This window comes from Clostridium sp. UBA4548 (assembly GCF_002387895.1).
In the GTDB taxonomy this organism is placed as follows: domain Bacteria; phylum Bacillota; class Clostridia; order Clostridiales; family Clostridiaceae; genus Clostridium_J.
On record NZ_DGLI01000001.1, the window covers coordinates 168,506 to 194,787 of the forward strand.

Here is a 26,282-nt window from a genome sequence, read left to right on the forward strand (position 1 = left end):
CTTATGATTATTTTATCTATTAATATTAAATCTATTCAATATTTCCTCTTCTCTTTTTCTCATAACTACTTTATCTTCTTCTTCCATGTGGTCATAACCTAAAAGATGAAGAATAGAATGAACTACAAGATAGCAAACTTCTCTTAAAAAAGAATGTCCATAATCAACGCTTTGTTCTAATGCCCTTTCTAAAGAAAGAGCCATATCTCCTAGAACTAAGTTTCCTTCATTTAAGTCAGTGGGACTAAAGTTGTAGTCTAGATATAATTCCTTGAAGACCTTATGTTCTTCATATTCTAGCATAGGAAAGGACAGCACATCTGTCACCTTGTCTATATGTCTCATATCATTATTTATTTCTCTTATTTCCTCATTATCAACAAAGATAACGCTAATTTCACAAGGAATATGAACTTCTTCTTGTTTTAATGTATACTGGATAATTTCCATAATAGTTTCTTCTAGTTCCTCATTTATCTCTATTTTATCTTGTCTGTTATCTAAATAGATCATGCTATTACTCCTTCTTTTGCTCTATACCCTTTTCCTTTGGGTATTCAATTCTTTCATGGTATATTCCAGATAAAACTTTTAAAAAAGCTTCTCTAATATTTTTAATATCTCTAAAGGTCAACTCTGAGTTTGAAAGTTGATTTTCTTCTAATCTTCCTTTTATTATGTTATCAACCATAATTTCAATTTTTTCTTTAGTTGGTCCTTGAATAGACCTAACTGCTGCTTCAACGCTATCAGCAAGCATCACAATGGCTCCTTCTCTAGTTGTAGGAGCTGGTCCTTTATACTTATAATCCTCTTCCTTAACATCCTCTGGATTTTCACTATTATTCTTCATTGTAATATAAAAATACTTTACTAAAGAGTCGCCATGGTGCTGTCCAACTATATCAACTATAGCTTGTGGCAATCCATACTTTTTACCTAATCTTACTCCATCCACCACATGAGAAAGGATTATTGAGGAACTTAAGGCTGGCTCAATTTTATCATGAGGATTATCTATGCCTACCTGATTCTCCTTGAAGTAATAAGGTCTCTCTAGCTTACCTACATCATGATAATAGGCTGAAACCCTTGCTAGGACAGCATTTGCTCCAATGCTCTCCGCCGCCATTTCTGCAAGATTAGCTACTAAAACCGAGTGATGGTAGGTTCCTGGAGCTTCAAGTAGCAATCTTTTCATTAAGGGATGATTAGGGTTAGATAGCTCTAAAAGTTTTATATTTGTCACTAAATCAAATATATTTTCTAAAAAAGGTAAGATTCCAATAGCTAAAATTCCTGAAACAAGAGCTGATATTCCTGTTGTTAAAGATTTCTTTGCTATATCTAACATATTACTGCTTAAAAAATATCCTATTATTGCCGTGAATACTATATTTACAATTGCCATAAAAAGGGCAGAGTATATTATATCATTTCTTTGTTGGACTTTTTTCAAAATTATTGGCACTGTTATTACATTTATTAAGGCAATTAGAGTAATATCTATAGAGAATTTGCCTAAAAAGGCTATAAATATTACATTCAATGCACTTATAACTATTGCCACTTTATCTTCTATAAGAATGCTAAGTAGTATTGGCATACAGGAAAAAGGAATTATATATGGAGATATTATCCCCAAGGTTCTCCCCAAAATCACAGTTAATAAAGTTAAAAAATTAATCAAGATTAACTTGCTCTGGTCTAAATAAACACTTTTATTTTTTCCTTTAAGATAGATCCATTGAAGTCCCACTATAGCTAACACCATTGCAATTAAACTTATGTGAAGAGAAAAACTGAAGGATCTGTCTTGATTTAGCAGTCCTAGCTTTTTTAGGATATCAATTTGGCCCTGTGTAATTGGCTCTCCTTCACTTACAATAGTCTGATCTTTCTTAATTATTACCGGCTTAACCCCTTTACTCGCTTCTTGTCTTAGTTCCTCAGTCTTTTCATGATCAATAAAATAATTTGGCTTTACCTGAGTATATCCAATAGCCATACCTAAATCTTTAATACTTTTAGAATAGGCCGAATTATTAAAGGTTGTAGTTATTACCCCTTGTGCTACCGCCATATCTTGTGGTTTATTTTCATAAATTACAGTAGTATCAAAGAGCTTGCCTATAGTTTCTGTGAGAAATTTACTTAAGCTATCTAATTGTTTATCATCTAAACTAACTAGTATGTTATAGTTTTCTAGAGAAAGATTTCCAATAGGACTTTGTTCTCTTAAACTCTTACTTCTTTCTTCTTGAAGCTTTTCTGAAGAACCTTCCTCACCATTTGTAGTATTTGGCTGTATTTCTTTGTTAACCTTTTTAACCGTGTTAAATAGACCCTCGATATTTTGTATGGCATTCTTTTTTACATTGGCATCATAGCTATACATATCTTGAACATGCTTCAAAGCCTGTTCTATATTCTTTTGAGTAGTTATTTCGTCTTCAATATCCTTAGGTGCTCTAATGTCTATCTTAGCAATATCTCCTACAGCTAAATCATATCTTGTGGTTATGAGAGAAGAACTTAAAGTAAAATAGACTAAAAGTATAGTAACAAGAAATATCATATACGGTTTGGTTTTCGAAAGATTTATTTTTCTTAAATTTGTGTAACCCATTATTATCACCTTTTCTTTTTGGATAATTACTGATTGGACACCACTTCATCCACTCCAATATCTTCTTCAGCAATGATTAATACTTTAATCAAATACTTATCTTGTAACTTTTCAATTTTAGGGGTTACTTCAATAATCTTTACTGATTTATCTAGGTTTAATCTTATTTTGTTTTCCAATTCCTTTGCTAAAATCTCCGGATCTGTTGGTTTCTCATTCTGATTTACCTCATAATAAACATCACAGTTAATTATTCCCCTATTGTTTTCTATTTTATCATAAAATTCAAAGTTATTTAATGAATTTTTAAGATAATATTTTTTATCCTTAAAGGTTACATAGTAATTTTTTAAAACCTTACCCGTTCTTACCTTTTCAACGGTGTTCATCGGCAATTCAGCAGTTTCCTCATAAAAAGTCCTAGCATAGACCTTGCCTTCCGCCTTAATTGTATAAACCTTGCCTTCTTTCCCTTGTTCTCCCTTTACTAGCAAATCTCCCTTTTTAACTATCTTCCCTGGTTCTATAGTTGCCGTCCCCGATGTAGTATATACCCTCTCTATAACTCCATCCATCTTAGCAACTACATTTCCCGTTAGCTGCTGTTCCTTTATCTTAGGAGGTGCCTGTCTTTCTACAACTTCTATAGATAGCTTTGATCCTTCAATTCTTGCTTTAACCCACATAACTTCATCTGTATCTTTAACAATATTATCTTCAAGCTCCTCAACATTCAAAGTTGATTTTTTCATTCCTGGAGTTATACCATAGCTCTTAACTAACATTCTAAGCTCTAAAGGTGTTAAGTGATGTTTGGTTACTATTTCTATTTTCCATATAAAACTACTTAAATAATATAATATACCAAAGAATACTAGTACTCCCCCTAGAAGGACTTTTCTTCCTCTTAGTTTTAGTAATAAAAATGTAACTCCCCTTCTTTTCTCTATTTTAATTTTACTATGGGTCTTTCTTACTACTTCTTCTAAAATTTTATAATCACACAGTCTTATTTCTAGCGTCATTGATGCCACATTATTCTTTTTTATGTTCTTTATTTGAGCTTCATGCTTCCATAAATAATTTAATATTTTTTCAGGGTTTAAGGTTTGAACTTCTACTGTTATATAACTTTTTTTATATCTAGTTAAACTACTCATTATCATCAAATACAACAGACTTAAATCTACCGCTTAAGGCTATTGTACTTCCTCCTACAAAAATGATTTCAAAACTATCCCCTGAAATATTAACTACTCCTATTGAAGTCCTAATTTTAATTTGACTTTCCCCAAAAAATATAACACCTTTATGATTCTCTATGGAAATTTCGCTATTTGATATTATGGTAACCTTAGGCAAGTCCAAAACCATCTCTCTAGGAAGATCTAGCTTGCCTATCACTGTTTCCTTTACTTTTCTCAATTTATCACTCAAACTTATCACCTCATCCTAATACTGTAACACTATAATTACTCTCTTAAATTTTATGATAAGGTTATAAGATAAATTACTGAAAATAAAAGTAGAAGTTAAATTAATTTCTTTCAAAGGTATTCTAAAACCAAGGACCTGACTCTAGCCTGCAAAAATACTCTTCAATTATATAAAAGCTGCTAATAAGTTTTAAAAAGTGTAATTATCTAATTATTACAAAGATATACTTAGTTTACTAAATTTAAACACAAAAACAAAGGAACTCAGATACTCTGAGTTCCTTATTTATTCAAATATTCTTTAACTATTTGGCTTACTATTTTTCCATCTGCACGACCATTTACTTTCGGTCTAATGTCAGACATAATTTTTCCCATATCTTTCATGCTATTAGCGCCCAGTTTTTCCGCTGACTCAACAACAATTTGTCGAACTTCATCTTCAGTTAACTGCTTAGGAAGGTATTCTAACAAGATTTCAATTTCTGCAACAGCACTATCAACTAAATCTTGCCTATTTCCTTTTTCAAACTCTTGCATGGCATCTCGCCTTTGCTTGACTTCCTTAGCTAAAACCTCAATAATTTGATCATCATTAAGACTTGAACCGTCGGCTTTTTCAGCCATTAGAATAGCAGCTTTAGCCATACTAATTACACTTGCCTTAAACTTTTCTTTTTGCTTAAGAGCATCTTTCCAGTCCTGTTGTAATCTCTCCTTAAGGGATGACATTATTCAACCTTCTTTCAAAAATTCTATTTGAATTTTCTCTTTCTTGCAGCTTCTGATTTTTTCTTTCTCTTAACACTTGGTTTCTCGTAATGCTCTCTCTTTCTTACTTCTGAAAGAACACCAGCTCTAGCACATTTCTTCTTAAATCTTCTTAATGCGTTCTCTAGTGATTCGTTTTCTCCAACCTTAATTTCTGACATTTATATCCCTCCCTCCGCTAGCTCAATTCTAATTTAAATTAAAAGTAGCCAATGCGGGGCCTAAATAGCACAGTATCAATTATACAGTCGGTATATCATATTGTCAAGAATTTCTTAACCTGGTGGCCACCCTAAATTTCTTCCACCTAATAGATGAAAGTGTAAGTGTTCTACGGTTTGCCCTCCTTGGGTGCCGACATTTGTAACAACCCTATAACCATTGCTATCTACACCTAATTCTTTAGCTAGTTTTGCTGCTGTAGTAAATATATGCCCTACCACTTCTGCGTTATCCTCATTAATCTCATTAACAGAGGTGATATGTTTTTTAGGAATTATAAGTACATGCACTGGTGCCGCTGGATTAATATCCTTAAAAGCTAATATTTTATCATCTTCATAAACTTTTGTGCAGGGTATTTCGTTGTTGATTATCTTACAAAAAATGCACATATTCATCATTCACCTCCATCCTACTTATTTTTTCAATAATTTACAATATTATTCTACAAAAAGAAATTTTTTCCTGCTGTTTGAGCAAATAAACTTTAGAGATAGACCTCTAAGGTAAAATGTATTTTAAATTTCACCAATCATATTTTCACTTTCTACTGCTATAAGCTTTGTAGTAACTATTTTGCTTTTCAAATCCACTTCAGCACTAGGAGTCATAACCTTAATATAGTTTGGAGTGTACCCAATATAGTAATCTTCTCTTCCCTTTACCTGTTCCTCGTAAAGCACCTCCATTTTTCTATTTAAGAACTTTTCCATATAAGCCTTTTCATTTTTGCTATTAAGCTCTATAAGCTTGTTACTTCTTTGTTCTTTAATATTTCCATCTACCTGAAACTCCATTTCTGCAGCTTTAGTTCCACTTCTTGGACTATACTTAAAAATGTGCATTTTAGATAACTTAATATCACTTAAGAAATTATAAGTTTCATTAAATTCTTTTTCAGTTTCTCCAGGAAAACCTACAATTATATCAGTAGTAATAGATACATCCGGCATATGGTTTCTTAGGTTTTCAACCACAACCTTATAATCCTCAGCAGTATAATGTCTATTCATTCTCTTTAAAGTAGCATCACATCCACTTTGTAATGATAAATGGAAGTGTGGACACATCTTTTTAAGCTCTACAATTTTTTCTATTACCCCATCAGAAAAAAAGGTAGGATCTATAGAACCTATTCTAATTCTCTCGATGCCTTCCACTTCATGGATTTCTTCTAAAACTTTAACTAAGGACCAATTCCCGTCTAAATCCACTCCATAGGAAGCTGTATGTACTCCTGATAATATAATTTCCTTGAATCCATTCTTAGCAAGCTCTTTTACTTCACTAATTATTTTCTCAGGTTCCTTACTGCACACTGCACCTCTTGCAAAAGGAATTAAGCAATAAGAGCAGAATCTATTGCAGCCATCTTGTATTTTTAAGAAAGCTCTTGTCTTATCTTGATACTCTTCAATAAATAACTCTTCAAACTGTTTATTTTTAAGGACATCGCTAACTTCTACTACTTGCTTTCTTTCTTCTCTTGCTCTATTAACCCAGTATACTATTTCCCCTTTGTTTCTACTTCCTAGAACTACATCTACTCCCGGAATTTGCGAAATTTCGTCTGATGCAATTTGAGAATAACACCCCACTACAGCTACAATAGCCTCTGGATTTTTTCGTCTTGCTCTACTAATCATTTGACGAGATTTTTTATCTCCCATGTTAGTAACTGTACAAGTGTTTATTACATAAACATCTGAAAATTCATCAAAGGCTGCAACTTCATAGCCTTCCTTTATAAATTTCTCAGTCATAGCTTCTGATTCATATACGTTAACTCTACATCCTAATGTAGCAAAAGCAACTTTCATTATATATTTCCTCCTAAATCTCCTAATTCATACATCAGAAGGCTTAGTGCAGTGAATCCTGCTGTTTCTGTTCTTAGTATTCTTGGCCCTAAGGTTACTATATAAGCTCCTAGGTCCTTAAAACTTTGGATTTCACTTTCCTCAAAGCCTCCCTCAGGTCCTACTATTATAGCTACATCTTTAATTTTCTTATTCCTAACTTCATTAACTACGTATCTTATTCCTTGCCCCTGTGCGTTCTCGTAAGGAACTATAATTAAATCATATTCCTTTAAATCTTGAAGTAACTCCTCAAACTCAATAGGTGTGTTGATAATTGGAATCAAGCTCCTTTTGCTTTGTTTGCAGGCTTCTAAAGCTATTCTATTCCACCTATCCACCTTTTTAAATTCCGAAAGCTCACTTCTTACAACCACTCTTTCAGTGAATATTGGGGTAATTTTAGAGATTCCAAGCTCAGTACATTTTTGAACAATTAAATCCATCTTAGCAGATTTTGGCATTCCCTGATAAAGATGTACCTTTAAATTGCTTTCATTGTTAAGTTCAACCTTCTCTAAAAGCTTTACCTTAACTTCTTTTTTATTAACGTCCTGAACTTCTCCTAGGTACTCAGTACCTTCTCCATCATTTATGTTAATTTTATCTCCGCTTTCAAGTCTTAGAACCTTGTAAATATGCTTAACGTCTTCCCCTTCAATGATGCAGTTATCACCATGGATATTTTCCTTTAATATAAAAAACTTATGCATAGATGTAATACTCCTATCCTTATAAAGTATCAATTATCTCAGAAACTTCTTTCATTGATTATTGTAATTTTAAAGAGTTAAAATTAAAGATTATTATATACTCCTTATTAGGTTAGCTCTCTAAAAACATCTTAAATAATAAACATGCCCATTTAAAATAGAGAATTTGGAAATGCGTTTAATTATTCTTCCAAAATGTAATTAAAGTCTAGAAATTATGCAAACCCATTCCCCATCTTCCATTACATCCATAACTTCAAAGCCGCACTTCTCTAGCTTTTCAACTACAGCTTTTCTCTTCTCTAAAATAATTCCTGAAGCTATAAAGTATCCACCTTCTTTTATAAAATCTTTTACTCCTTCAGCTAGGAACATTATTACATCAGCAATGATGTTAGCAATTACAATATCAGCTTTTCCTTCAACTACTTCCATTAAATCTCCATAAAGAATTTCAATATTGTTTAAGTTGTTAAAGGATATGTTATTCTTTGCAGAATCCACAGCTACTGGATCTAGGTCTACTCCAATTACTTTCTCTGCTCCAAGTTTTGCTGCAGAAATAGCTAGAATTCCTGATCCTGTTCCTATATCAAATACTGTAGAATTTGGTTTAACATGTTTTTCTAGGGCCTGTATGCACATTCTTGTAGTTTCATGAGTACCTGTTCCAAAAGCCATACCTGGATCTAATTCTACAATTAGTTCCTCTTCTTTCACATCATAGGTTTCCCAGATTGGCTTAACAACAATTTTTTCCCCAACCTTAGTTGGTTTATAATATTTCTTCCAGTTGTTTTCCCATTGCTCCTCATTAACCTTTGTTACTGTAACAATACCTTCACCTTTAGCAAATCCAAATTCAGGCAACTTATCTACACTATCCTTTATATACTGAAAATACTCAGGGAAATTCTCATCTTCCTTAAAATACCCCTTAACTACAGCTCCTTCTTTTATGTTAAGAATAGTTTCATCAAAGTAATCCCAATCACCAGGATTTCTCTTTTTAAATTCTACATCTTCTGAATCTTCTATAGAAACCCCTTTTACTCCTGTGTTATAAAAGAATCCCGACACCGCTTCTGTTGCTTCACTACTTGTAACTACAGTTACCTCTACCCAATTTTTATCCATTTATTTGCCTCCATTTATATTAAAGTTTTATTTACAATATATATCTTCCAGTAATGAAAATACATTTTAATAATCATTAGATAATCTTAAAATCTAAATTGCAAAGTGTAAACTTAATTTCAGTATCTATATAATATTATTATCCTTTCCAATTAGAAGATTTCTATATAGATAGAACGAAAATTAAGCCTTAACTTGTAAATTACTCCTACCTTGGTTTTCTTAAGGTTTTTTAAAGGTGAATAAGCTAAAATTTCATCATAGAAACCTATATAGGTAATTAAATTTCCATTAAGTCTCCTTAAGTTGCACCCTATAATGTAAGTATTTTAGTAACTTTCATTCAAGTTATTATTATAGATTTAATTAATAATTAAATCAACCTATATATAAATAAAGATAGTGCCTTAAGTTTAAGGCACTATCTAACTTTAATAATATTTAATATTATTATAACTAACATTATTATTTAGGCATTTGAAAATGCCTTAACTTTAAACTCAACAAGTTTTACTTTTTAAATAAATCCTTAAAAGATTTTTTATGATCTTCGGAACCTTCGAATTGTTCACCACTTGCTTCCATAAACATTCTTAAAGCTTCTTTTTGTTTATCATTTATTGCTTTAGGAACATCCACTATTACTTTCACATAATGGTCTCCTCTACCGGCAGAATTAACTCTTGGTACACCTTTGCCTTTTAATCTAAATACAGTTCCTGGCTGAGTTCCTGCTGGAACCTTATAAGTTACATCTCCATCTACAGTTGGAACTTTAATTTCCGTTCCAAGGGTAGCCTTAGCAAAGCTTACATGTGTTTCCATATGAATATCAAAACCCTGACGTTTAAAGGTCTTGTGTGGAGCCACTCTTATATTTATATATAAATCTCCTGGAGGTCCACCATTTTCGCCTGCCTCTCCTTGTCCTCTAAGAGGCATTACATTTCCTGTGTCAACTCCTGCTGGAATGTTAATGCTTACTTTTCTTGTTTTTCTTTCTTTTCCTGTACCACGACAAGTTTGGCATGGACTATCTATAGTTTTACCTTTTCCTCCACACACATCGCAAGTTGTTTGTGTAGCGATAGTACCTAATGGAGTACTTCTAGTAACTCTAATTTGTCCAGTTCCACCACATCTTGAACACGTATTTGCTGAGGTTCCTGGTTTTGCTCCAGTACCAGAACAAGTTTCGCATTTTTCTCTTCTTGTTACAGATATTTCTCTCTCACAACCAAATACCGCTTCTTCAAAGGTTAAGTTTAGGTTATATTCTAAATCAGCACCTTTTCTTGGAGCGTTCTTGCTTCTTGAACCTCCACCACCAAATAAATCGCTAAATATATCACCAAAACCTCCAAAACCTCCAAAGCCTCCGCCAAAGTCAAAACCATCGAAGCCTTGACCATTGAAGTCTGCTGTTCCGTACTGGTCATATCTTTGTCTTTTTTCAGAGTCTGATAGAACTTGATATGCTTCATTTATTTCCTTAAATTTTTCTTCTGCTTCTTTATTATCTGGATTTCTATCTGGATGGTATTTTAGGGCTGCCTTTTTAAAGGCCCTTTTTATGTCCTCTTCACTAGCATTTTTCTCTAACCCAAGCACTTCATAGTAATCTTTATTAGCCATATTTGTTCCTCACCACCTATTTTTCTCTGTTTTATATGATAAAACATATTAGGTATAAATTCAACTGTTTATACCGCACTTTCATGGGTTTGGCAAAAACTGCCTCTATACTCAAATTAAACTAGTAAGGGGTTAACCCTTACTAGTTTAGTTAATTAATGAATCACAAGATTTCCTTTTTCAGGTTATAAGTAAGCTTTATTCCTAAAAAATTAAGGTTTCCAGGGACTTTAGCTTTCTTATTTAATGCTGATAAAAACCTCTTAGGCACGTGCCTTTAAAGTTGTGATTATATTAGTCTACTTTGAAATCAGCATCTACTACATTGTCATCTTGAGGTCCATTGTTTGCAGCGCCTTGTGCTCCACCCATATTGTTTGGATCGAAGCCTTCTGCTCCACCTTGTGCACCCTCAGCTTGATATATTTTAGAAGATACAGCATAGAACTCTTGAGTTAATTCTTCAGTAGCCTTTTTAATAGCTTCTAAATCTTCACCATCTTTTATTTTCTTTAAAGCTTCAATTTTATCATTTATCTTAGCTTTATCTTCAGCAGAAACTTTTTCTCCAAGTTCAGTTAAAGTTTTTTCTGTTTGATAAACAAGTTGGTCTGCATTGTTTTTAGTTTCTATAGATTCTTTTCTCTTCTTATCTTCTTCAGCAAATCTCTCTGCTTCATTTACAGCTTTTTGGATTTCATCTTCACTTAGGTTAGTTGAAGCAGTAATAGTGATGTTTGCTTCTTTTCCAGTTCCTTTATCTTTAGCAGAAACTTTTACTATACCGTTAGCATCGATGTCAAAAGTAACTTCGATTTGTGGAATTCCTCTTGGAGCTGGTGCAATTCCTGAAAGAGTGAACCTTCCAAGAGTTTTATTATCAGCAGCCATTTGTCTTTCCCCTTGAACAACGTTGATTTCAACAGAAGTTTGACCATCTGCTGCAGTTGAGAAGATTTGGCTTTTCTTAGTTGGTATAGTTGTATTTCTTTCTATTAATGGAGTTGCAATTCCTCCCATAGTTTCAATACCCAATGTTAATGGAGTAACGTCTAATAATAATACGTCTTTAACATCTCCAGTTAATACTCCAGCTTGAATTGCTGCTCCTGCTGCAACGCACTCGTCTGGATTAACGCCTTTTGATGGCTCTTTTCCAGTGAAGTTTTTAACAGCTTCTTGTACTGCTGGAATTCTTGTAGATCCTCCAACTAAAACAACTTTATCAATTTCACCAATTGAGTAACCAGCATCTTGTAATGCCTTTCTCATTGGCTCTATTGTTCTTTGTACTAAATCATGAGTTAACTCATTAAATTTAGCTCTAGTTAAGTTTAAATCGATGTGTTTTGGACCAGTTGCATCAGCAGTGATGAATGGTAAGTTAATGTTTGTTTGCATTGAAGATGATAATTCAATCTTAGCTTTTTCAGCAGCTTCTTTTAATCTTTGAAGTGCCATTTTATCATTTCTTAAATCTATACCATTTTCTGCTTTGAAAGTATCAGCAATATAGTCCATTACCTTTTGGTCAAAGTCATCTCCACCAAGTTTTGTATCTCCATTCGTAGATTTAACCTCGAATACTCCATCACCAAGTTCTAGGATAGATACGTCAAAAGTACCTCCACCTAGGTCGTAAACAAATATTTTTTGGTTTGTATCCATTTTATCAAGACCATAAGCAAGTGATGCTGCTGTTGGCTCGTTGATTATTCTCTTAACCTCAAGACCAGCTATTCTTCCAGCGTCTTTAGTTGCTTGTCTTTGGCTATCGTTAAAGTATGCAGGAACTGTGATAACAGCTTCTGTAACTGTTTCTCCAAGGTATGCTTCTGCATCTGCTTTAATTTTTTGAAGTACCATTGCTGATATTTCTTGTGGGCCATATTCTTTCCCATCTATATTTACCTTGTGGTTTGTTCCCATGTGTCTTTTTATTGACATTATAGTTTTTTCAGGATTTGTAATTGCTTGTCTTTTTGCTACTTGACCCACTAGTCTTTCACCATTTGCTAAGAAAGATACTACTGATGGAGTAGTTCTAGCGCCTTCAGCGTTAGGTATAATTACTACATCTCCACCTTCCATTACAGCAACACAAGAGTTAGTTGTTCCTAAATCAATTCCTATTACTTTTCCCATATTAATTTACCTCCTAAAGTTAATTTACAACCTTTACCATACTATATCTTAAAACTTTGCTTCCTTTTTTGTATCCCTTTTGGAACACTTCAGCAATTTGGTTTTTACCTAGATTTGCATCTTCAGCATGCATTACTGCATTATGAAGATTTGGGTCAAATTCACCACTTGCATCAACTTCTTCTACCCCAAGTTTTTCTAAGGAGTTGTTGAATTGTTTTACTGTCATTTCTATTCCTTTTTTAAGGTCTTCTGCACTTCCATCTACCACTAAAGCTCTTTCAAGATTATCAAGTACTGGTAGCATATCCTTTAAAACATCTTCACAGGCATCTGTATAAATGTTTTCTTTTTCTTTAATACTTCTTTTTCTGTAGTTGTCATATTCAGCTACAGTTCTAAGTAATCTATCCTTTAAAGAGTCTAACTCCTCTTGAAGTTTTTTATTTTCTTCTTTTAATGATTTAAATTTAATCAACTCATTATCCTCCTCGGATAGATTTTCAAACTCTAAATCCTCGTTTACTTCCGCTTCTTCTACCGTTTCAGTAGAATCCTCTTTAAGTTTTTCTGATGCATTTAGAGTTTCTTCAGTAACATTATCCATGTTAACTTCAGAACTATTTACATTTTTTTCATCCAAATTATTATTCAAACCTTATTCCTCCAATCCGGTCTTAATATAATAGGTTATGGTGAATTGTCATATATTTTTGATATATTATTATTTATAACATTTACTACACTATCAAGAACGGATATTACTTTAGCATAGTGGATTCTAGTAGGTCCAATAACCCCTATAGTTCCTAATGTGTTTCCATTGTAGCTATAGGTAGCTGTTATAATACTACACTCTTTAGCACATTCTATAAAGTTTTCCTCACCAATCTTTACAGACAACTTACCTTGTATATTACCTTGATCTAGTAAGTTTTTAAGGCTTTCCTCGTTATTAACTAATCCTAAAAACTCTTTAGCTTTATCAATATTGTTGTACTCTGGATAATTGAATATATTAGTTGAACCTTGGGTATAAACCTGGTCATATTCATTATTCACAAGACTTTCATACAATACTGGAATAATAGCATCAAAAATCTCTTCATATCCACTTAATTGTTGTTTAAGATTGAATAAAAAATCAAGAGATATTTGTTGTATTGTAATCCCTGCTAAAGACCTATTAAGAATATTATTAAGAGTTAAAAGCTTATTAGTATCAATTGTATTGCTTATTTTAATCAAGTTGTGCTTTATAATACCGCTATCTGTAATTATTGTAGATAGTATGTTGCCTTTCTCTAAGCTCATGAGCTGTATAAGCTTAATGGAGCTTTTTCTAACAGAAGGCGATTTCACTATTGATGTTAGTTTAGTTAATTCTGAAAGGATATTTGTTGCAACTCTAACTATCTTATCAACTTCATAAAAAGCAATGTCTACTAAGTAGTTCTTAATGGCTTCTTCTTCCTCAAAGGTAAGATTTGATATTTTCATCAGCCTATCCACATAAAGTCTATATCCCTTATCTGAGGGCTTTCTTCCAGAAGATGTGTGCAATTGTTCAATAAACCCCATCTCTTCAAGGTCTGCCATTTCATTCCTGATAGTAGCCGAACTTATGCCTAAGTCGTATTTTTTAGCAATGGTTCTGGATCCCACAGGCTCACCATAATTGATATAATCATTTATTATAGCCTGAAGTATTTTGATCTTTCTTTCATCCATCTCCATACTTTCACCTCATTATTAGCACTCGTCACTTGCGAGTGCTAACTACTATATTTTTAATATATTACTAAGGAAATTAATTGTCAATAGTTTTTAATGTTTTTTTACAACAAAAAATCTGACATTACAATATTGGATACTTCAATGCCCCTATGAGTAAGATATATTCTTTGATTTTTACTATTTAACAATCCTAATTTTACATATTTCTCAATAACATTTCCATAAACACCTTCTATATCTACTCCAAATCTTTCTTTAAACTCTAAAGTGCTTATACCCTGGGTTTTTCTTAATCCTAAAAACATAAATTCTTCCATGGTTTCTTCTTTTGAGTTTAAATGTTCCTCAATGATGGCATTGTTTTCATTTTCAATTTTACAAGTATATTTTTCTATATTTTCTTCATTTCTATACCTAATTCCATTTAAATAAGAATGAGCTGCACTACCACAACCTATATAGTTATCTAAACTCCAATAGATTAAATTATGTTTGCACTTCTTACCTTTCTTAGCAAAATTTGAAATTTCATATTGAGTGTAGCCATTTTCCTTTAATATACTTACCGTATCTTCATACATTTGTCTTTCGGTATCTTCCTCTGGAAGTTTCAACTGATTCTTTTGATAAAGATTATAAAAGTAGGTACCTTCTTCAATTATTAGGCTATAAGCAGATATATGTTCTGGATTTAAACTTATAATCTGTTCCAGTGTTTCTTTCCACTGTATTAAAGTTTGGCTAGGAATTCCAAACATTATATCCACGTTTATATTTTCAAACCCATACCCTCTTAACAAATTAAAAGTATTCTTAAAATCCTCTAAGGTATGTATTCTTCCTAAAGACTTTAAATGCTCTTCTTGCCAAGCCTGAAGTCCTACAGATATTCTATTTACCCCCATGTCCTTAAAAAGCTTTAACTTTTCTTCTGTAAAGGTTTTAGGATTTCCTTCTATAGTAAATTCTATGTGCTCCTTCTTAATTTCATCTATAGCCTCTTTTATAATCCTCCACCCATGTAAAGATAAATAGGTGGGAGTTCCCCCACCTATAAATATAGTTTTTATATTATTTTCTTTACACTTTATACGGATTTCTTTAGAGAGAGCTTTAGCATAGGAAATCATATTATCTTCTTTTCCACTAAAGGAAGGAAAATCACAATAATAACATTTCATCTTACAAAATGGAATATGAATATATAATCCTGCATCTTGCATTGTTTCTCTTCTCCATCCATCATATTTTATTAATCTACTTTTAATACTGCCATGAATGCTTCTTGTGGAACTTCTACACTTCCTACTTGTCTCATTCTCTTCTTACCTTCTTTTTGCTTCTCAAGAAGTTTCTTCTTTCTTGAAATATCTCCACCATAACATTTTGCAAGAACATCTTTTCTCATTGCTTTAACTGTTTCTCTTGCAATGATTTTTGAACCTACAGCCGCTTGAATTGGAATTTCAAACATTTGTCTTGGGATTATTTCCTTAAGCTTTTCAACCATAACTCTTCCCCTATGATATGCTCTTTCTGCAGGAACTATCATTGATAACGCGTCAACTACATCTCCATTTAAAAGAATATCAAGTTTAACAAGTTTTGTTTCTTTGTAACCCTTTAGGTCATAATCAAAGGATGCATATCCACGAGTTCTTGATTTTAATGCATCGAAAAAATCATATACTATCTCGTTTAGTGGCATATCATAGTTGATAACAACTCTTGTTTCTTCAAGATATTGCATATCAATAAATATTCCTCTTTTCTCTTGGCATAGCTCCATTACTGCTCCTACATATTCTGATGGTGCTATGATAGATGCTTTTACCAAAGGTTCTTCCATATGAGTAATTTCTGTTGGTTCTGGAAGGTTTGTTGGGTTTGTTATTTCTAATAACTCACCGTCAGTTTTCATTACTTTGTAAATAACTGAAGGGGCTGTAGTAATAATATCTAAATTAAATTCTCTTTCAATTCTCTCTTGAATGATTTCCATATGAAGTAATCCTAAGAATCCACATCTGAAACCAAATCCTAAAGCTATTGAAGTTTCTGGTTCAAAAGCTAAGGCTGCATCATTTAATTGAAGTTTTTCCAAAGCTTCTTTTAATGCTTCATATTTTGCTCCATCTACAGGATATATACCACTAAATACCATAGGAATAGCTGGTCTATATCCTTCTAGGGCTTGTTCTGCTGGTCTACTTGCCTCTGTGATTGTATCTCCCGCTCTTGCATCTTTTACATTCTTAATTGATGCGCTTAGGTATCCAACATCTCCTGCCCTAAGTTCTCCAATTGGCAGTGGTGAAGGAGTGAATACTCCAACCTCTGTTACATCATATACTTTGTTTGAAGCCATAAGTTTAATTTTAGTGCCTGGTCTAACAACACCATCAAAAACTCTTATATAAGTAACTACGCCTTTATAACTATCATAATATGAGTCAAATATTAAGGCTTTAAGAGGTGCTTCTTCGTCACCAGTTGGTGCTGGTATCTTCTTAACTACAGATTCAAGGACATCTTGTATATTTAAACCTGTTTTTGCTGAAATAAGTGGTGCATCTTCTGCCTCAATGCCAATAACATCTTCTATTTCTTTTTTTACTTCCTCAGGTCTTGCACTAGGTAAATCAACTTTGTTAATTACTGGTGCAATTTCTAAGTCATGATCAAGGGCTAAATAGCAATTTGCCAAGGTTTGTGCTTGTATTCCTTGGGTTGCATCAACTACAAGAATTGCTCCTTCACATGCTGCTAAGCTTCTAGAAACCTCATAATTGAAGTCTACATGACCAGGAGTATCTATAAGATTTAATATGTATTCCTCTCCATTCTCTCTTTTGTATACTAGTCTAGCTGCTTGAGCTTTTATTGTTATTCCTCTTTCTTTTTCCAGTTCCATATTGTCTAGTATTTGGGCTTCCATTTCTCTTTCTGTTAGGGTACCAGTTTTTTCAAGTAACCTATCTGCAAGAGTAGACTTACCGTGGTCTATATGTGCAACAATGGAAAAGTTTCTTATGTATTTTTGTCTATCACTTTGCATGAAAATTACCCCCGTAAATGTATTATCTATTCTATAGTTAATCAATTAGTATACCTATCCTTTGAATACCTATTGATTACATGCTTCGGTTATATTCTTAGAGTAAACCATTGTAAATTATATCATAGATTTAAGGATTTTTGTCAATATTTAAGCACAAAGAACTTATAATTTTAAAATTCTCACCTTTTTAATGATACAACAGTGTCTTTTATAGCATCACAAATTGCTACTACACCATCTTTAAATTCCTTAAAAACCTTGGTGCTGAAAATTACGTGGTTTTCGCCTAAATCAACTACAACCTCTGGGGGATTATTATTAAAGCTTACTAAAAAGCTTGATTTTTCTCTTATAACCTCTGCTAAATTCACATTTACTAAGGTTATTCCATAAATTAAAAAAATTATAGACAAAATTAAAAGTACCTTATATTTAAATTTGTTTTTATTGTTTTTTTCACTATTATCATCAAATTTATATTCCATAATAAAAAGAGCACCTCCTTTTTAAAAGGATGTACTCTTTTATATATTTTTATACAGCCCATGATTTTAAACCCTTATAAAGATTTTTTTAATTCTTCGAAGTTTTATTTAAGTGTTCACTTAGTACTCTACTAAAATATTTCATACTATTTATTGCTTCCTGTAAGGTATTTGTGGTAGCTCCTACCTCTATCAAAACTGCATTATTGCTCAAATCTTGATTATAATATTTTACTCCTGTTGGATTTTCGTATAAGTTTCTCTCTCTAAAAAGCCCTGGACAAACATCTTTGGAAATTTCAAAGATAGACTTAATATTATTTATATGTGCCTTATATTTTGGATTTTTTGTTGTGGTTACAAACATAAGTCTTGCAATGTTTTGACCCTCTACATTTGCTGTTACATGCTTTTTATCTGGACCCGCATCTCTATGCATATCTATTACAAAATCAAACTCTCCATATTTACTATAGTACTTACTAACTGTTTCCCTTGATTTATAATAAGACTTATTATAATCGATATCATGAATTGTTTTGTCATGGATTACTGTAAAGCCTTGTTTTTCTAGTTCCTTTGTTAAGGCTTCCCCTACAGATACTATATTTCTATTAGGATCAGTGGTTCTCGTTTCTTCTGTAGAGTAGGCCTCACTAGTATGAGAATGATATATAAGTATTTTCTTTTTAGAATTATCTGCCGGATTACCAACTGTTTCGACTTTTGGTTCTTGCTTAGTTATTTCCCCTTCACTTAGGTTGAAGGGATTTATTACTATTTGCTCTACAACCTTAGATTTTTCTATTACTTCTTCCTTTACAAACTCTTCTTTAAAATTTTTATTATCTAAATAGCTAATTTCATTTTTTACCACACTTAAAGGATTAAAAGAAAACATACCTGAAAGACTAGTATCATCATTCCTGCCTACAGATTTAAATACAGATATTGCATTATCTATAACCTTCCCCAATAAAGTTGCCTGTCCTTGGTCTGTATCTCCATCATAAGCCTTAGTTTCTTTAGGTATAAGCATTGACAAGGAAAGCACACCAACAAATAAAATTGCTGCTAATTTAGTCCTAGCTATGTTTAACTTTTTATTTTTTTTACTTTGGTATTTCATTTTACACCTCCTGTTTGTACATGAGAAATGAAATTACTTCTCTAAATCTATTCCATATATATGAGGTGGTTTTGAAATTTATTACAAAAGTTATGAAGGAATTACAAACCCCTATTGTAATTCCTTCATAAATAATTTTATGAGTATTTAGTTAGTTTAAGTATTTATTTATATCATCAAGTGTTAATGCTGGTTGTAAAGCTATATTTATTCCATTAGCTATAATCCTAGATACAGATTCTATAACTTTATCAATATCCTTTGGGGTAACCACTAAGCTGCCTAAATCAGGATCTAATACCTCTTGGATTAGTCTCTGCTTTTCATTTCTATCCAGCTCTCTTAACATTTTATAGAATGGTCCTCCTGTGGTTGCTTGCTGTGAAAGTTCATCTATAACTAAATCAATAGTATCATTAGCTAAGGTACCTGCATCAACCACTGTGGGAATCCCTATGGCAAGAACTGGTATACCTAAGGTTTTTTCACTTAATTCCATTCTTTTATTTCCAATCCCTGCTCCTGGTGAAATTCCTGTGTTACCAATTTGAATAGTTCTGTTAACTCTTTGAGTTTTTCTTGAAGCTAGGGCATCTATACAAATTACTAAATTAGGTTTAATTTTTTCAACTATACCTCTTATGATTTCTCCTGTTTCCATGCCTGTAATTCCTAGAACTCCTGGTGCTATAGCACATACTGGTCTTACACCTTCATCTATGCTATCGGGTACATACTCCTTTAAATGTCTTGTGACCATTATTTTTGATACAACCTTTGGTCCAACTGCATCTGGAGTAATGTTCCAGTTTCCAAGACCAACCACTAAAGCTGTCATACTATCTTGAAGTTTAACTAATGGAGATAACTCCTTTGCAACAGATTTGCTTACTTCATCAATACTTTCTCCATCATAATGTACAAACTCTGGGAATTCTAAAGTTACATAGGTTCCTTTTGGTTTACCAATAATTCTTTCTCCCTCGTCATTTACTACTTCTACCCTAGAGATTCTCACTTTTCCCTCTGAAAATTCATTGACTTTTATTCCTGGCACATCAGTATTATTTTTCTCTGTATAATACTCCCTAGCTTCTAATGCTAAATCTGTTCTTACACTAACAAATTTATCACTCATTCTTTCACCTCATTCAAAAATTCATAATTTTGTATTTATGTTTACCAAATTGCTCTATTACTATTCTTTGCTTATCCATAGCAAAAGCCATTGATAATTAAAAAGTATCCTATATTCATAAGTCTTAACTATTAAATAATGGACAAATTCATTTTGTAGAGCTGCTTTGGAGGCTGGTTTAAACTAGACAAAGATATTTTGTGAACAAACTGCGTTTGTTACACCAAAGCAGTTTACCTAAGCTCAAGAGTGCAAGACTGCTCAGCAGCCCCCTAATGAAGATTGCAGACTTGAAGCTTCCAAAATCTTATTAAAGTTGTATGTTTAATTATAAATCTTAGTATTTTTCTAGAATTTAAAAATATAAATTGGTAATATATTTTTAAAGGTATAATTCTATAGCTTTTAGTCAAATACTTATTAATAAAGCCTTCATCATTGCTCACAGCTACAGTTTTAAAAAAACTAGGTTTAATTTATATGTAAAAATCTACTTGAAGTGGCTAAGAAATAATGTTATAATAGCTTTTGTTATGTAGAACTCATACGCAGACTTCCCCAAAGCTGCTGTGACGTGATAAAAATACAAGGGGGTGAATTGATAATGGCAAACATTAAATCAGCTAAAAAAAGAATTAAAGTTACTCAAGCTAAAACTATGAGAAATACAATGTTAAAATCTGCTTTAAAAACAAAGATAAAGAAGTATGAAGCTGCTATAGCAAGCCAAAACCTTGAACTTGCTAACGAAAGCTTTAAAGTTGTAGTTAAAGCTTTAGATATGGCTGCATCAAAAGGAATAATACATAAAAATAAAGCAGCTAGAAAAAAATCTAGATTAGCAACTAAATTAAACAGCTTATCAGCTTAATAAATAAACCGGTGAAATTTCACCGGTTATTTATTTTATTCGTTTTATTTGCTTTTCCATGTATATAATTATTCTATTTGAAGAAATTATTGACAAGTAAATTTGTCCATGGCATTTTAAGCCAAGGACTAATCATTAATAATTTGTTTTATTTATTTATCATACTATTTATTATAAGCATTTCTAAAGCTGTTTTATCATCTATTGAAGTAGATTTAATTAAGCTTTCCACTTCTACACAAAGCTTTAAATTCTTTCTTAAAGCTTCCAGCGTAAATTTTTGGCTCTGTTTAACCATTTTCTCCGCAATAAAAGGATGAAGTTTTAAGTTTTTAGCCAGCACTTCATGTCCCTTTCCACCTTCATTTCCAACTCTCAGAGCTAATAGCAACTTAAATTGTCTCTCAATCATATATAAAATTATTGAAGGTTTGTCACCCTTATAAATTAATTCATTTAGAATGTCTATTGATTTTTTTATATTTCTTTGAGATAAGTAATCTACTAGATTAAATATGTCATTTTCACTTTTAGGAGGCATTAGGGTAATAATATCTTCTCTAGCTATATCTCTTCCTTCTGTATAACAAATAAGCTTATCTATTTCATTACTTACAATATTCATATTGTTATCTATTATGCTGCAAAAAAAACTCAATTCTGCTTTGTCAATTTTCTTGCCCCTACTTTGAAATATTTCCTTTACTTTATTCTGAAGAGATGCACCTTTTAGCTTATCTACTTTTACTACAGTAGCTTTTCCTTCTAGTTTTTTTACTTTTCCACTTACCTTGTCTCTCTCACTTTCAAATATATAATACATGATAAGTACAGTATAAGTGGGTAGTGTTGTAATATACTTAGATAATTCATTAAAGTCCATGGCTTTTCCATCACCTGAACCCTTTACATTCCCATCCTCTAAAAACTTAGCTCTGTATACTTCTACAATCTTCTTGTCTGACATAAAAGGTAAGGTTTCACAAGAGTTTAAAAGCAAATCATTATTTACCTTAGCTCCATCATACCTTACATAATTTAACTCCTTAAAAGAAGGGTCTATTAATTTACTTACCATATTATCTATGGATTCCCTTATAAGATTTTCGTCTGTTCCACAAAAAATATAACAATTATCTATCTTATTGCCTTTTAAATTCTTCTCAAAATCTGATAGCTGAATCAACTTCAACACCCTCCCCCTAATAAAAAAATCCTCAACTTTTCCTTTAATTATTTCTAATGTATGTAGGTTTCAAAAGCTTTTCCATTAATTATTTTGAAACTTTTGAAATATCGACCCTTAGGATTCAATTCTTTATCTTTGACAACCCTTATTATATCATAAGGCAGGCTATATTCACTATAGAAAGGTTCCTTATCTTCATGTTTTTCCTCATCTTGAAGTTCTGAAATTTCTTCCCTCCTCATTACTTCCATGTCCTTACTTTCTTTAACTAAGTCTTCTTCAATTTTTTCTTCTTTATTGCAAACCATAAAACTAACATAATGATTTTTATTAAACATCTTTAACACTATATCTTTGTTTTCTTTTATACCCTTTATCTTATATTTATCATCCAGCTGAATTTCAACTTCCTTTTCAAAGTCATCATAAATCTCCTGAACTGTTATAGGCTCGTAAACTTTGCTTAATTTAACTCTCTGAGGTGAAAGTAAGATTCTCTTATTTTTATAATGAACACTTATAATATTAAATGCACCTCCATTAATGTAGCTAACCTCTGGAGTAAATTTATACTGATTAACTCCTATTAACACACATAAAGCTATAGGCATATATAGCAAGGCTCTATGCCCCCTCTTTACAAGCATATAGGTAGGATATAGCATGATTACAGCTAACCCTTCCATATAGCTCAATTTTAAAGGAACAGGTAATATATCTATGAGGAACTTTTGGCTAATGTTTATTATACTAAAAATAGATACTAACATATTAGTGCAAATATTAAATACGGGTTGAACTTTATGTATAACCAAGGCTATATTTCCAATTATAACAACAAAAGTGTAAAAAGGAATAATTATTAAGTTTGCTATTAATCCACCTAAACTAAAGGTCTTAAAGATAAATATTATATAGGGCATAGTAAAAAAAGTTGCAGCAAAAGTTAAACTTATAGACTCATTTAAAAACCTTGGTAATTTATAAAACTTTCTTCTAATAGGTTTATATAATAGATATAAACCTAACATCCCTAAAAAACTCAAAGAGTATCCTACATCCAATATATAATATGGTTTAATCAGCAATAAGAGGAAGGCTGCAAAGGAAAGGGCAGAAATGCTATCATGATTCTTTTTTAACTTTTTTGAGAGCACTAATGTTACAATCATAATAAAAGCTCTCATGGTAGCAGACTTTGCACCAGTAAAAACCACATATAAAAATAATACTATAATTGATAACTTATAACCTAAAATTACGCTTATTGCTCCGTAAATCAATGAAGTATGCAATCCTGACACACTAATTACATGAGAAATTCCCAGTACATTAAAAGCTTCCATTTCATCATAGGATAAGTAACTGCTATCTCCATAACAAACCCCCATAAGTACAGAGGTATTATACCTACCTAATTTTTCACTGTATTTTTTAAACAACTCCCTTTTCAATTTATAGGTATTGCTAATAAAGTCTACATCCATTTCTTCAAAGCCCTTTACTTTAAAATTACCTATAATTCCTCTTCTATAATCAGCTATTTCTTCAAAGTCACCTTGCAGAACATATCTTCTTCCTAGCTGAAATTTCTCTTTCGTATCTATCACTTTTATCTTTCTTCCATTAAAATCTCCTATAAAATAATAACCCTTATCCTCCACAATTCTACTCTGAATAGTATTATCAGGTGCACTAAAGTTAAAATATAAATTAAAAGAAATTATTCCCAGTATAAAATAGCATAAAATAACATAAGTAACTCTTTTATCTAAGGTTTTAATAAGTACACCCAAAAATAGTAGGCTTAAAATCACAGAAGTTATTATATTATGATAGACATAGAGGATACAACTTGCTATCCCCATAAATAATCCACAAAACAAATATACAAACGGTCTGTCCACTAATATTTCACCTCAGATAAAATATTACCCAAGAAAATGTATTTTAATCGCTGTTGTAGCAACTTATAAACATTTCCCTATTTTTCTGTATAATATCAATATAAACCTTTAATCTGCTTATGTAGTCAAATATATTCAAAATAAAAATAACAGAAATTCTCTTTGATTATTAAAATTTCCTCTATGCTTTTGAGAAAAACATTTTGCTGTAAATGCTGAAGTATTTAAATTGTTTGCCTCTAAACTTTTAGAACTAAGAATTTTTTCTCTTCACAATAGCTTGTATAATTAAATAGGAGGTACTGCATTACACAGTTACCTCCTATTTAATATTTTGATTTTTAATTAATTCATTAGATAAGGATCTATACTTTTTAACAAGTGCAGGTGTTTTTATTGAAGATTTGCTATATTGCATAGATAATGTGCTTATTATAGCTGAACATCCAATAAACATTATTCCTGTTTGAGGTGCCATCATTGTAAAATCCACAACACCATGTCCTATTATCAACACCTGAATCCCTGCTAGCATCGGAGCCATTCTACAATTCTTATGGTAAAGAAGCTTTATACTTTTATACAAATTAAACTTCATATATAGGTAAATAAATAATCCTACGCCTCCAATAGTAGCAGTAAATGTAAGCCAAATGTTATGTGCATGATATAGTGTTTCATAGTAGTTACCACCTAAATAATCATGCTGAGGACGTAAAAAAGTCATCATCCCCCACCCAGTAACTGGTTTATCTTCTATCATTCTTATGGCGCCTAGCCATATACCTAGACGACTATTTACAGATGCATCAACCTCATGGTTTTCTTCACCACTGTCTACATTTTCTCCACTAGTAACTTGATTATTTGTTTGCTTTTCCATAGTATCATTAAAATCCAAAAGATTTGTTGGTATAATAATTAATGTGGCTGCAAACAAACAAATTAAAGAAACAGTTAGTATATCTTTTTTATTTTTCTTTAAGAACCAAAATACACCTAACCCACATAATATACCTATATAAGCACCACGCGAGCCTGTAAGAAATACTGAAATAACAAACAAAATTGTCACTATTGAATAAAATGTTTTCTTTCTTTTTACACTAATATCAGTAAAGTACACTGACAGAATAATCATTATTCCAAACCAATTTCCCGCTACATTTGGATTTCCAAAAGTGCTATAAATTCTATTTTCAAATACTTGCTGTGAAGTTAGCTCCAAAATCCATCTCCATAGACTAAAGCCCCACCCTAAATATAAAGTTTTCTCAATAAGACCCAATATTGATGAAAATATTGAAATATGCACTAATGTTCTATATATTTTTTCTACTATGCTTTCACTTGTACAATAATTGTTCAAAAAAACACTAAAGCAAAAATATACTAGAAATGCGAAGGATGCAAAAAATGACATCATATTACGATTAATAATACCTACTATCATTGACCATATGAATAAAGAAAATAATCCCATATTCCAATAATTCTTATGTAAATTTATTCCTTTAAGTAAAGTTATATACGTTGCATAAATCATAGGTAAAATTGCGGTATAAGGGGAAATAACTATGAGTAGTATAAAGGCAATTATAATAACCCCCTCCTTTTCATTATTCATATCTTCTAATAATAAATAAATATTAATAAAACTTCAACAAAAACTTTTACTATTAACATATTGTTTATAAAATAACCTTTAAAGTATGATTATTTATATACATAATTAACATATTTATAAAACTTCAAAACAAATGGGCTTGACACTAATCCATATTAGCACAGTCAAACCCATTTCATATGCTTATATTTGGCGGGAGTATGTGAGAATCGAACTCACCCGTCGTGGTCTTAGCACGGCAACACAGTTTTGAAGACTGGCAGGCACACCAGCACCTATCTACTCCCATATGTTTTAAGCACAATATGTATTTTATTACATAATAGATAAAAAATCAAGTATTATTTTTTTAAATACTATGTTTTTATACAAAATTTGACTATATTTGACTCATATTTTATAGATTGTAAAATTGTTTTTATATTAACTTTTAGCTGTAATAAAATTCTTCATATATAAGTTATACTTTTTTCTTGAAATTACGCTGCATTTATATTATATCAAGTCTTTAACTAAATATCTTGCTAATTTCTTAGTTTTTTCTTAATTATATCTTTTAGCTAAATTATATCTACATTTTATAATTTATGT

The 26,282-nt window shown here is 31.6% G+C and carries 23 protein-coding genes and 1 tRNA gene; 1 reads left to right on the forward strand and 23 read right to left on the reverse strand.

Annotation, left to right across the window (positions count from 1 at the left end):
- Positions 1 to 12 precede the first annotated feature (12 nt).
- From ybeY to gpr, 19 genes are all read right to left on the reverse strand, one after another.
- Entirely contained in the window at positions 13 to 513 is a 501-nt protein-coding gene (gene ybeY, locus B3040_RS00900; protein WP_291569378.1) for an rRNA maturation RNase YbeY, read from the reverse strand.
- Between the two features lie 4 nt (positions 514 to 517).
- Entirely contained in the window at positions 518 to 2,629 is a 2,112-nt protein-coding gene (locus tag B3040_RS00905) for an HD family phosphohydrolase (protein WP_291569379.1), read from the reverse strand.
- Between the two features lie 26 nt (positions 2,630 to 2,655).
- A complete protein-coding gene (yqfD, locus tag B3040_RS00910; protein WP_291569380.1) occupies positions 2,656 to 3,789 on the reverse strand; it encodes a sporulation protein YqfD in 1,134 nt (377 codons plus the stop codon).
- On the reverse strand, positions 3,782 to 4,066 hold the full coding sequence (gene yqfC, locus B3040_RS00915) for a sporulation protein YqfC (RefSeq protein WP_291569381.1): 285 nt from the start codon (positions 4,064 to 4,066) through the stop codon (positions 3,782 to 3,784). Before yqfC ends, yqfD begins: the two co-directional genes overlap by 8 nt.
- Positions 4,067 to 4,347: 281 nt before the next feature.
- The gene (locus B3040_RS00920; RefSeq protein ID WP_017414423.1) at positions 4,348 to 4,797 is read right to left on the reverse strand and encodes a GatB/YqeY domain-containing protein; all 450 of its coding nucleotides are present in this window, start codon (positions 4,795 to 4,797) and stop codon (positions 4,348 to 4,350) included.
- A 23-nt stretch (positions 4,798 to 4,820) separates the two neighbouring features.
- On the reverse strand, positions 4,821 to 4,997 hold the full coding sequence (gene rpsU / locus B3040_RS00925) for a 30S ribosomal protein S21 (protein WP_010292600.1): 177 nt from the start codon (positions 4,995 to 4,997) through the stop codon (positions 4,821 to 4,823).
- Between the two features lie 114 nt (positions 4,998 to 5,111).
- Positions 5,112 to 5,456 (reverse strand): histidine triad nucleotide-binding protein, encoded by a 345-nt coding sequence (locus B3040_RS00930; protein WP_291569382.1) that lies wholly within the window; start codon positions 5,454 to 5,456, stop codon positions 5,112 to 5,114.
- A 120-nt stretch (positions 5,457 to 5,576) separates the two neighbouring features.
- Positions 5,577 to 6,878: a tRNA (N(6)-L-threonylcarbamoyladenosine(37)-C(2))-methylthiotransferase MtaB gene (gene mtaB, locus B3040_RS00935; RefSeq protein WP_291569383.1), complete on the reverse strand. Its 1,302-nt coding sequence runs from the start codon at positions 6,876 to 6,878 to the stop codon at positions 5,577 to 5,579.
- A complete protein-coding gene (locus tag B3040_RS00940) occupies positions 6,878 to 7,630 on the reverse strand; it encodes a 16S rRNA (uracil(1498)-N(3))-methyltransferase (protein ID WP_291569384.1) in 753 nt (250 codons plus the stop codon). Before B3040_RS00940 ends, mtaB begins: the two co-directional genes overlap by 1 nt.
- A gap of 201 nt (positions 7,631 to 7,831) precedes the next feature.
- Positions 7,832 to 8,767 (reverse strand): 50S ribosomal protein L11 methyltransferase, encoded by a 936-nt coding sequence (prmA, locus tag B3040_RS00945; protein WP_291569385.1) that lies wholly within the window; start codon positions 8,765 to 8,767, stop codon positions 7,832 to 7,834.
- 510 nt (positions 8,768 to 9,277) lie between these two features.
- Positions 9,278 to 10,402 (reverse strand): molecular chaperone DnaJ, encoded by a 1,125-nt coding sequence (gene dnaJ / locus B3040_RS00950; RefSeq protein WP_291569386.1) that lies wholly within the window; start codon positions 10,400 to 10,402, stop codon positions 9,278 to 9,280.
- 294 nt (positions 10,403 to 10,696) lie between these two features.
- A complete protein-coding gene (dnaK, locus tag B3040_RS00955; protein ID WP_291569387.1) occupies positions 10,697 to 12,547 on the reverse strand; it encodes a molecular chaperone DnaK in 1,851 nt (616 codons plus the stop codon).
- Between the two features lie 19 nt (positions 12,548 to 12,566).
- On the reverse strand, positions 12,567 to 13,202 hold the full coding sequence (gene grpE / locus B3040_RS00960; protein ID WP_291569388.1) for a nucleotide exchange factor GrpE: 636 nt from the start codon (positions 13,200 to 13,202) through the stop codon (positions 12,567 to 12,569).
- 35 nt (positions 13,203 to 13,237) lie between these two features.
- The gene (gene hrcA / locus B3040_RS00965; protein WP_017414431.1) at positions 13,238 to 14,284 is read right to left on the reverse strand and encodes a heat-inducible transcriptional repressor HrcA; all 1,047 of its coding nucleotides are present in this window, start codon (positions 14,282 to 14,284) and stop codon (positions 13,238 to 13,240) included.
- A 101-nt stretch (positions 14,285 to 14,385) separates the two neighbouring features.
- On the reverse strand, positions 14,386 to 15,507 hold the full coding sequence (hemW, locus tag B3040_RS00970) for a radical SAM family heme chaperone HemW (protein WP_291569389.1): 1,122 nt from the start codon (positions 15,505 to 15,507) through the stop codon (positions 14,386 to 14,388).
- Positions 15,508 to 15,536: 29 nt separating this feature from the next.
- Positions 15,537 to 17,342: a translation elongation factor 4 gene (gene lepA / locus B3040_RS00975; RefSeq protein ID WP_291569390.1), complete on the reverse strand. Its 1,806-nt coding sequence runs from the start codon at positions 17,340 to 17,342 to the stop codon at positions 15,537 to 15,539.
- 182 nt (positions 17,343 to 17,524) lie between these two features.
- Positions 17,525 to 17,830 carry a hypothetical protein gene (locus tag B3040_RS00980; protein ID WP_291569391.1) on the reverse strand — a complete coding sequence of 102 codons (306 nt, stop codon included), beginning with the start codon at positions 17,828 to 17,830 and terminating at the stop codon, positions 17,525 to 17,527.
- Positions 17,831 to 17,918: 88 nt separating this feature from the next.
- Entirely contained in the window at positions 17,919 to 18,959 is a 1,041-nt protein-coding gene (locus B3040_RS00985) for a stage II sporulation protein P (RefSeq protein WP_291569392.1), read from the reverse strand.
- A gap of 151 nt (positions 18,960 to 19,110) precedes the next feature.
- Complete coding sequence (gpr, locus tag B3040_RS00990) at positions 19,111 to 20,097, reverse strand: GPR endopeptidase (RefSeq protein ID WP_291569393.1); 987 nt, start codon at positions 20,095 to 20,097, stop codon at positions 19,111 to 19,113.
- Positions 20,098 to 20,701: 604 nt separating this feature from the next.
- Between gpr and rpsT the strand changes: the two genes are divergently transcribed.
- A complete protein-coding gene (gene rpsT / locus B3040_RS00995) occupies positions 20,702 to 20,968 on the forward strand; it encodes a 30S ribosomal protein S20 (RefSeq protein ID WP_291569394.1) in 267 nt (88 codons plus the stop codon).
- Between the two features lie 148 nt (positions 20,969 to 21,116).
- Here the strand turns inward: rpsT and holA are convergent, their stop codons facing one another.
- The 4 genes from holA to B3040_RS01015 all read right to left on the reverse strand — a co-directional run bounded on the left by holA (position 21,117) and on the right by B3040_RS01015 (position 25,978).
- On the reverse strand, positions 21,117 to 22,163 hold the full coding sequence (holA, locus tag B3040_RS01000; protein ID WP_349679155.1) for a DNA polymerase III subunit delta: 1,047 nt from the start codon (positions 22,161 to 22,163) through the stop codon (positions 21,117 to 21,119).
- A gap of 44 nt (positions 22,164 to 22,207) precedes the next feature.
- Positions 22,208 to 24,064, reverse strand: coding sequence for a ComEC/Rec2 family competence protein (locus B3040_RS01005; protein WP_291569396.1), 1,857 nt, complete (start codon positions 24,062 to 24,064; stop codon positions 22,208 to 22,210).
- 322 nt (positions 24,065 to 24,386) lie between these two features.
- Entirely contained in the window at positions 24,387 to 25,292 is a 906-nt protein-coding gene (locus B3040_RS01010; protein WP_291569397.1) for an O-antigen ligase family protein, read from the reverse strand.
- A gap of 589 nt (positions 25,293 to 25,881) precedes the next feature.
- Positions 25,882 to 25,978: transfer RNA gene (locus B3040_RS01015), tRNA-Sec, on the reverse strand.
- Positions 25,979 to 26,282: the final 304 nt, after the last annotated feature.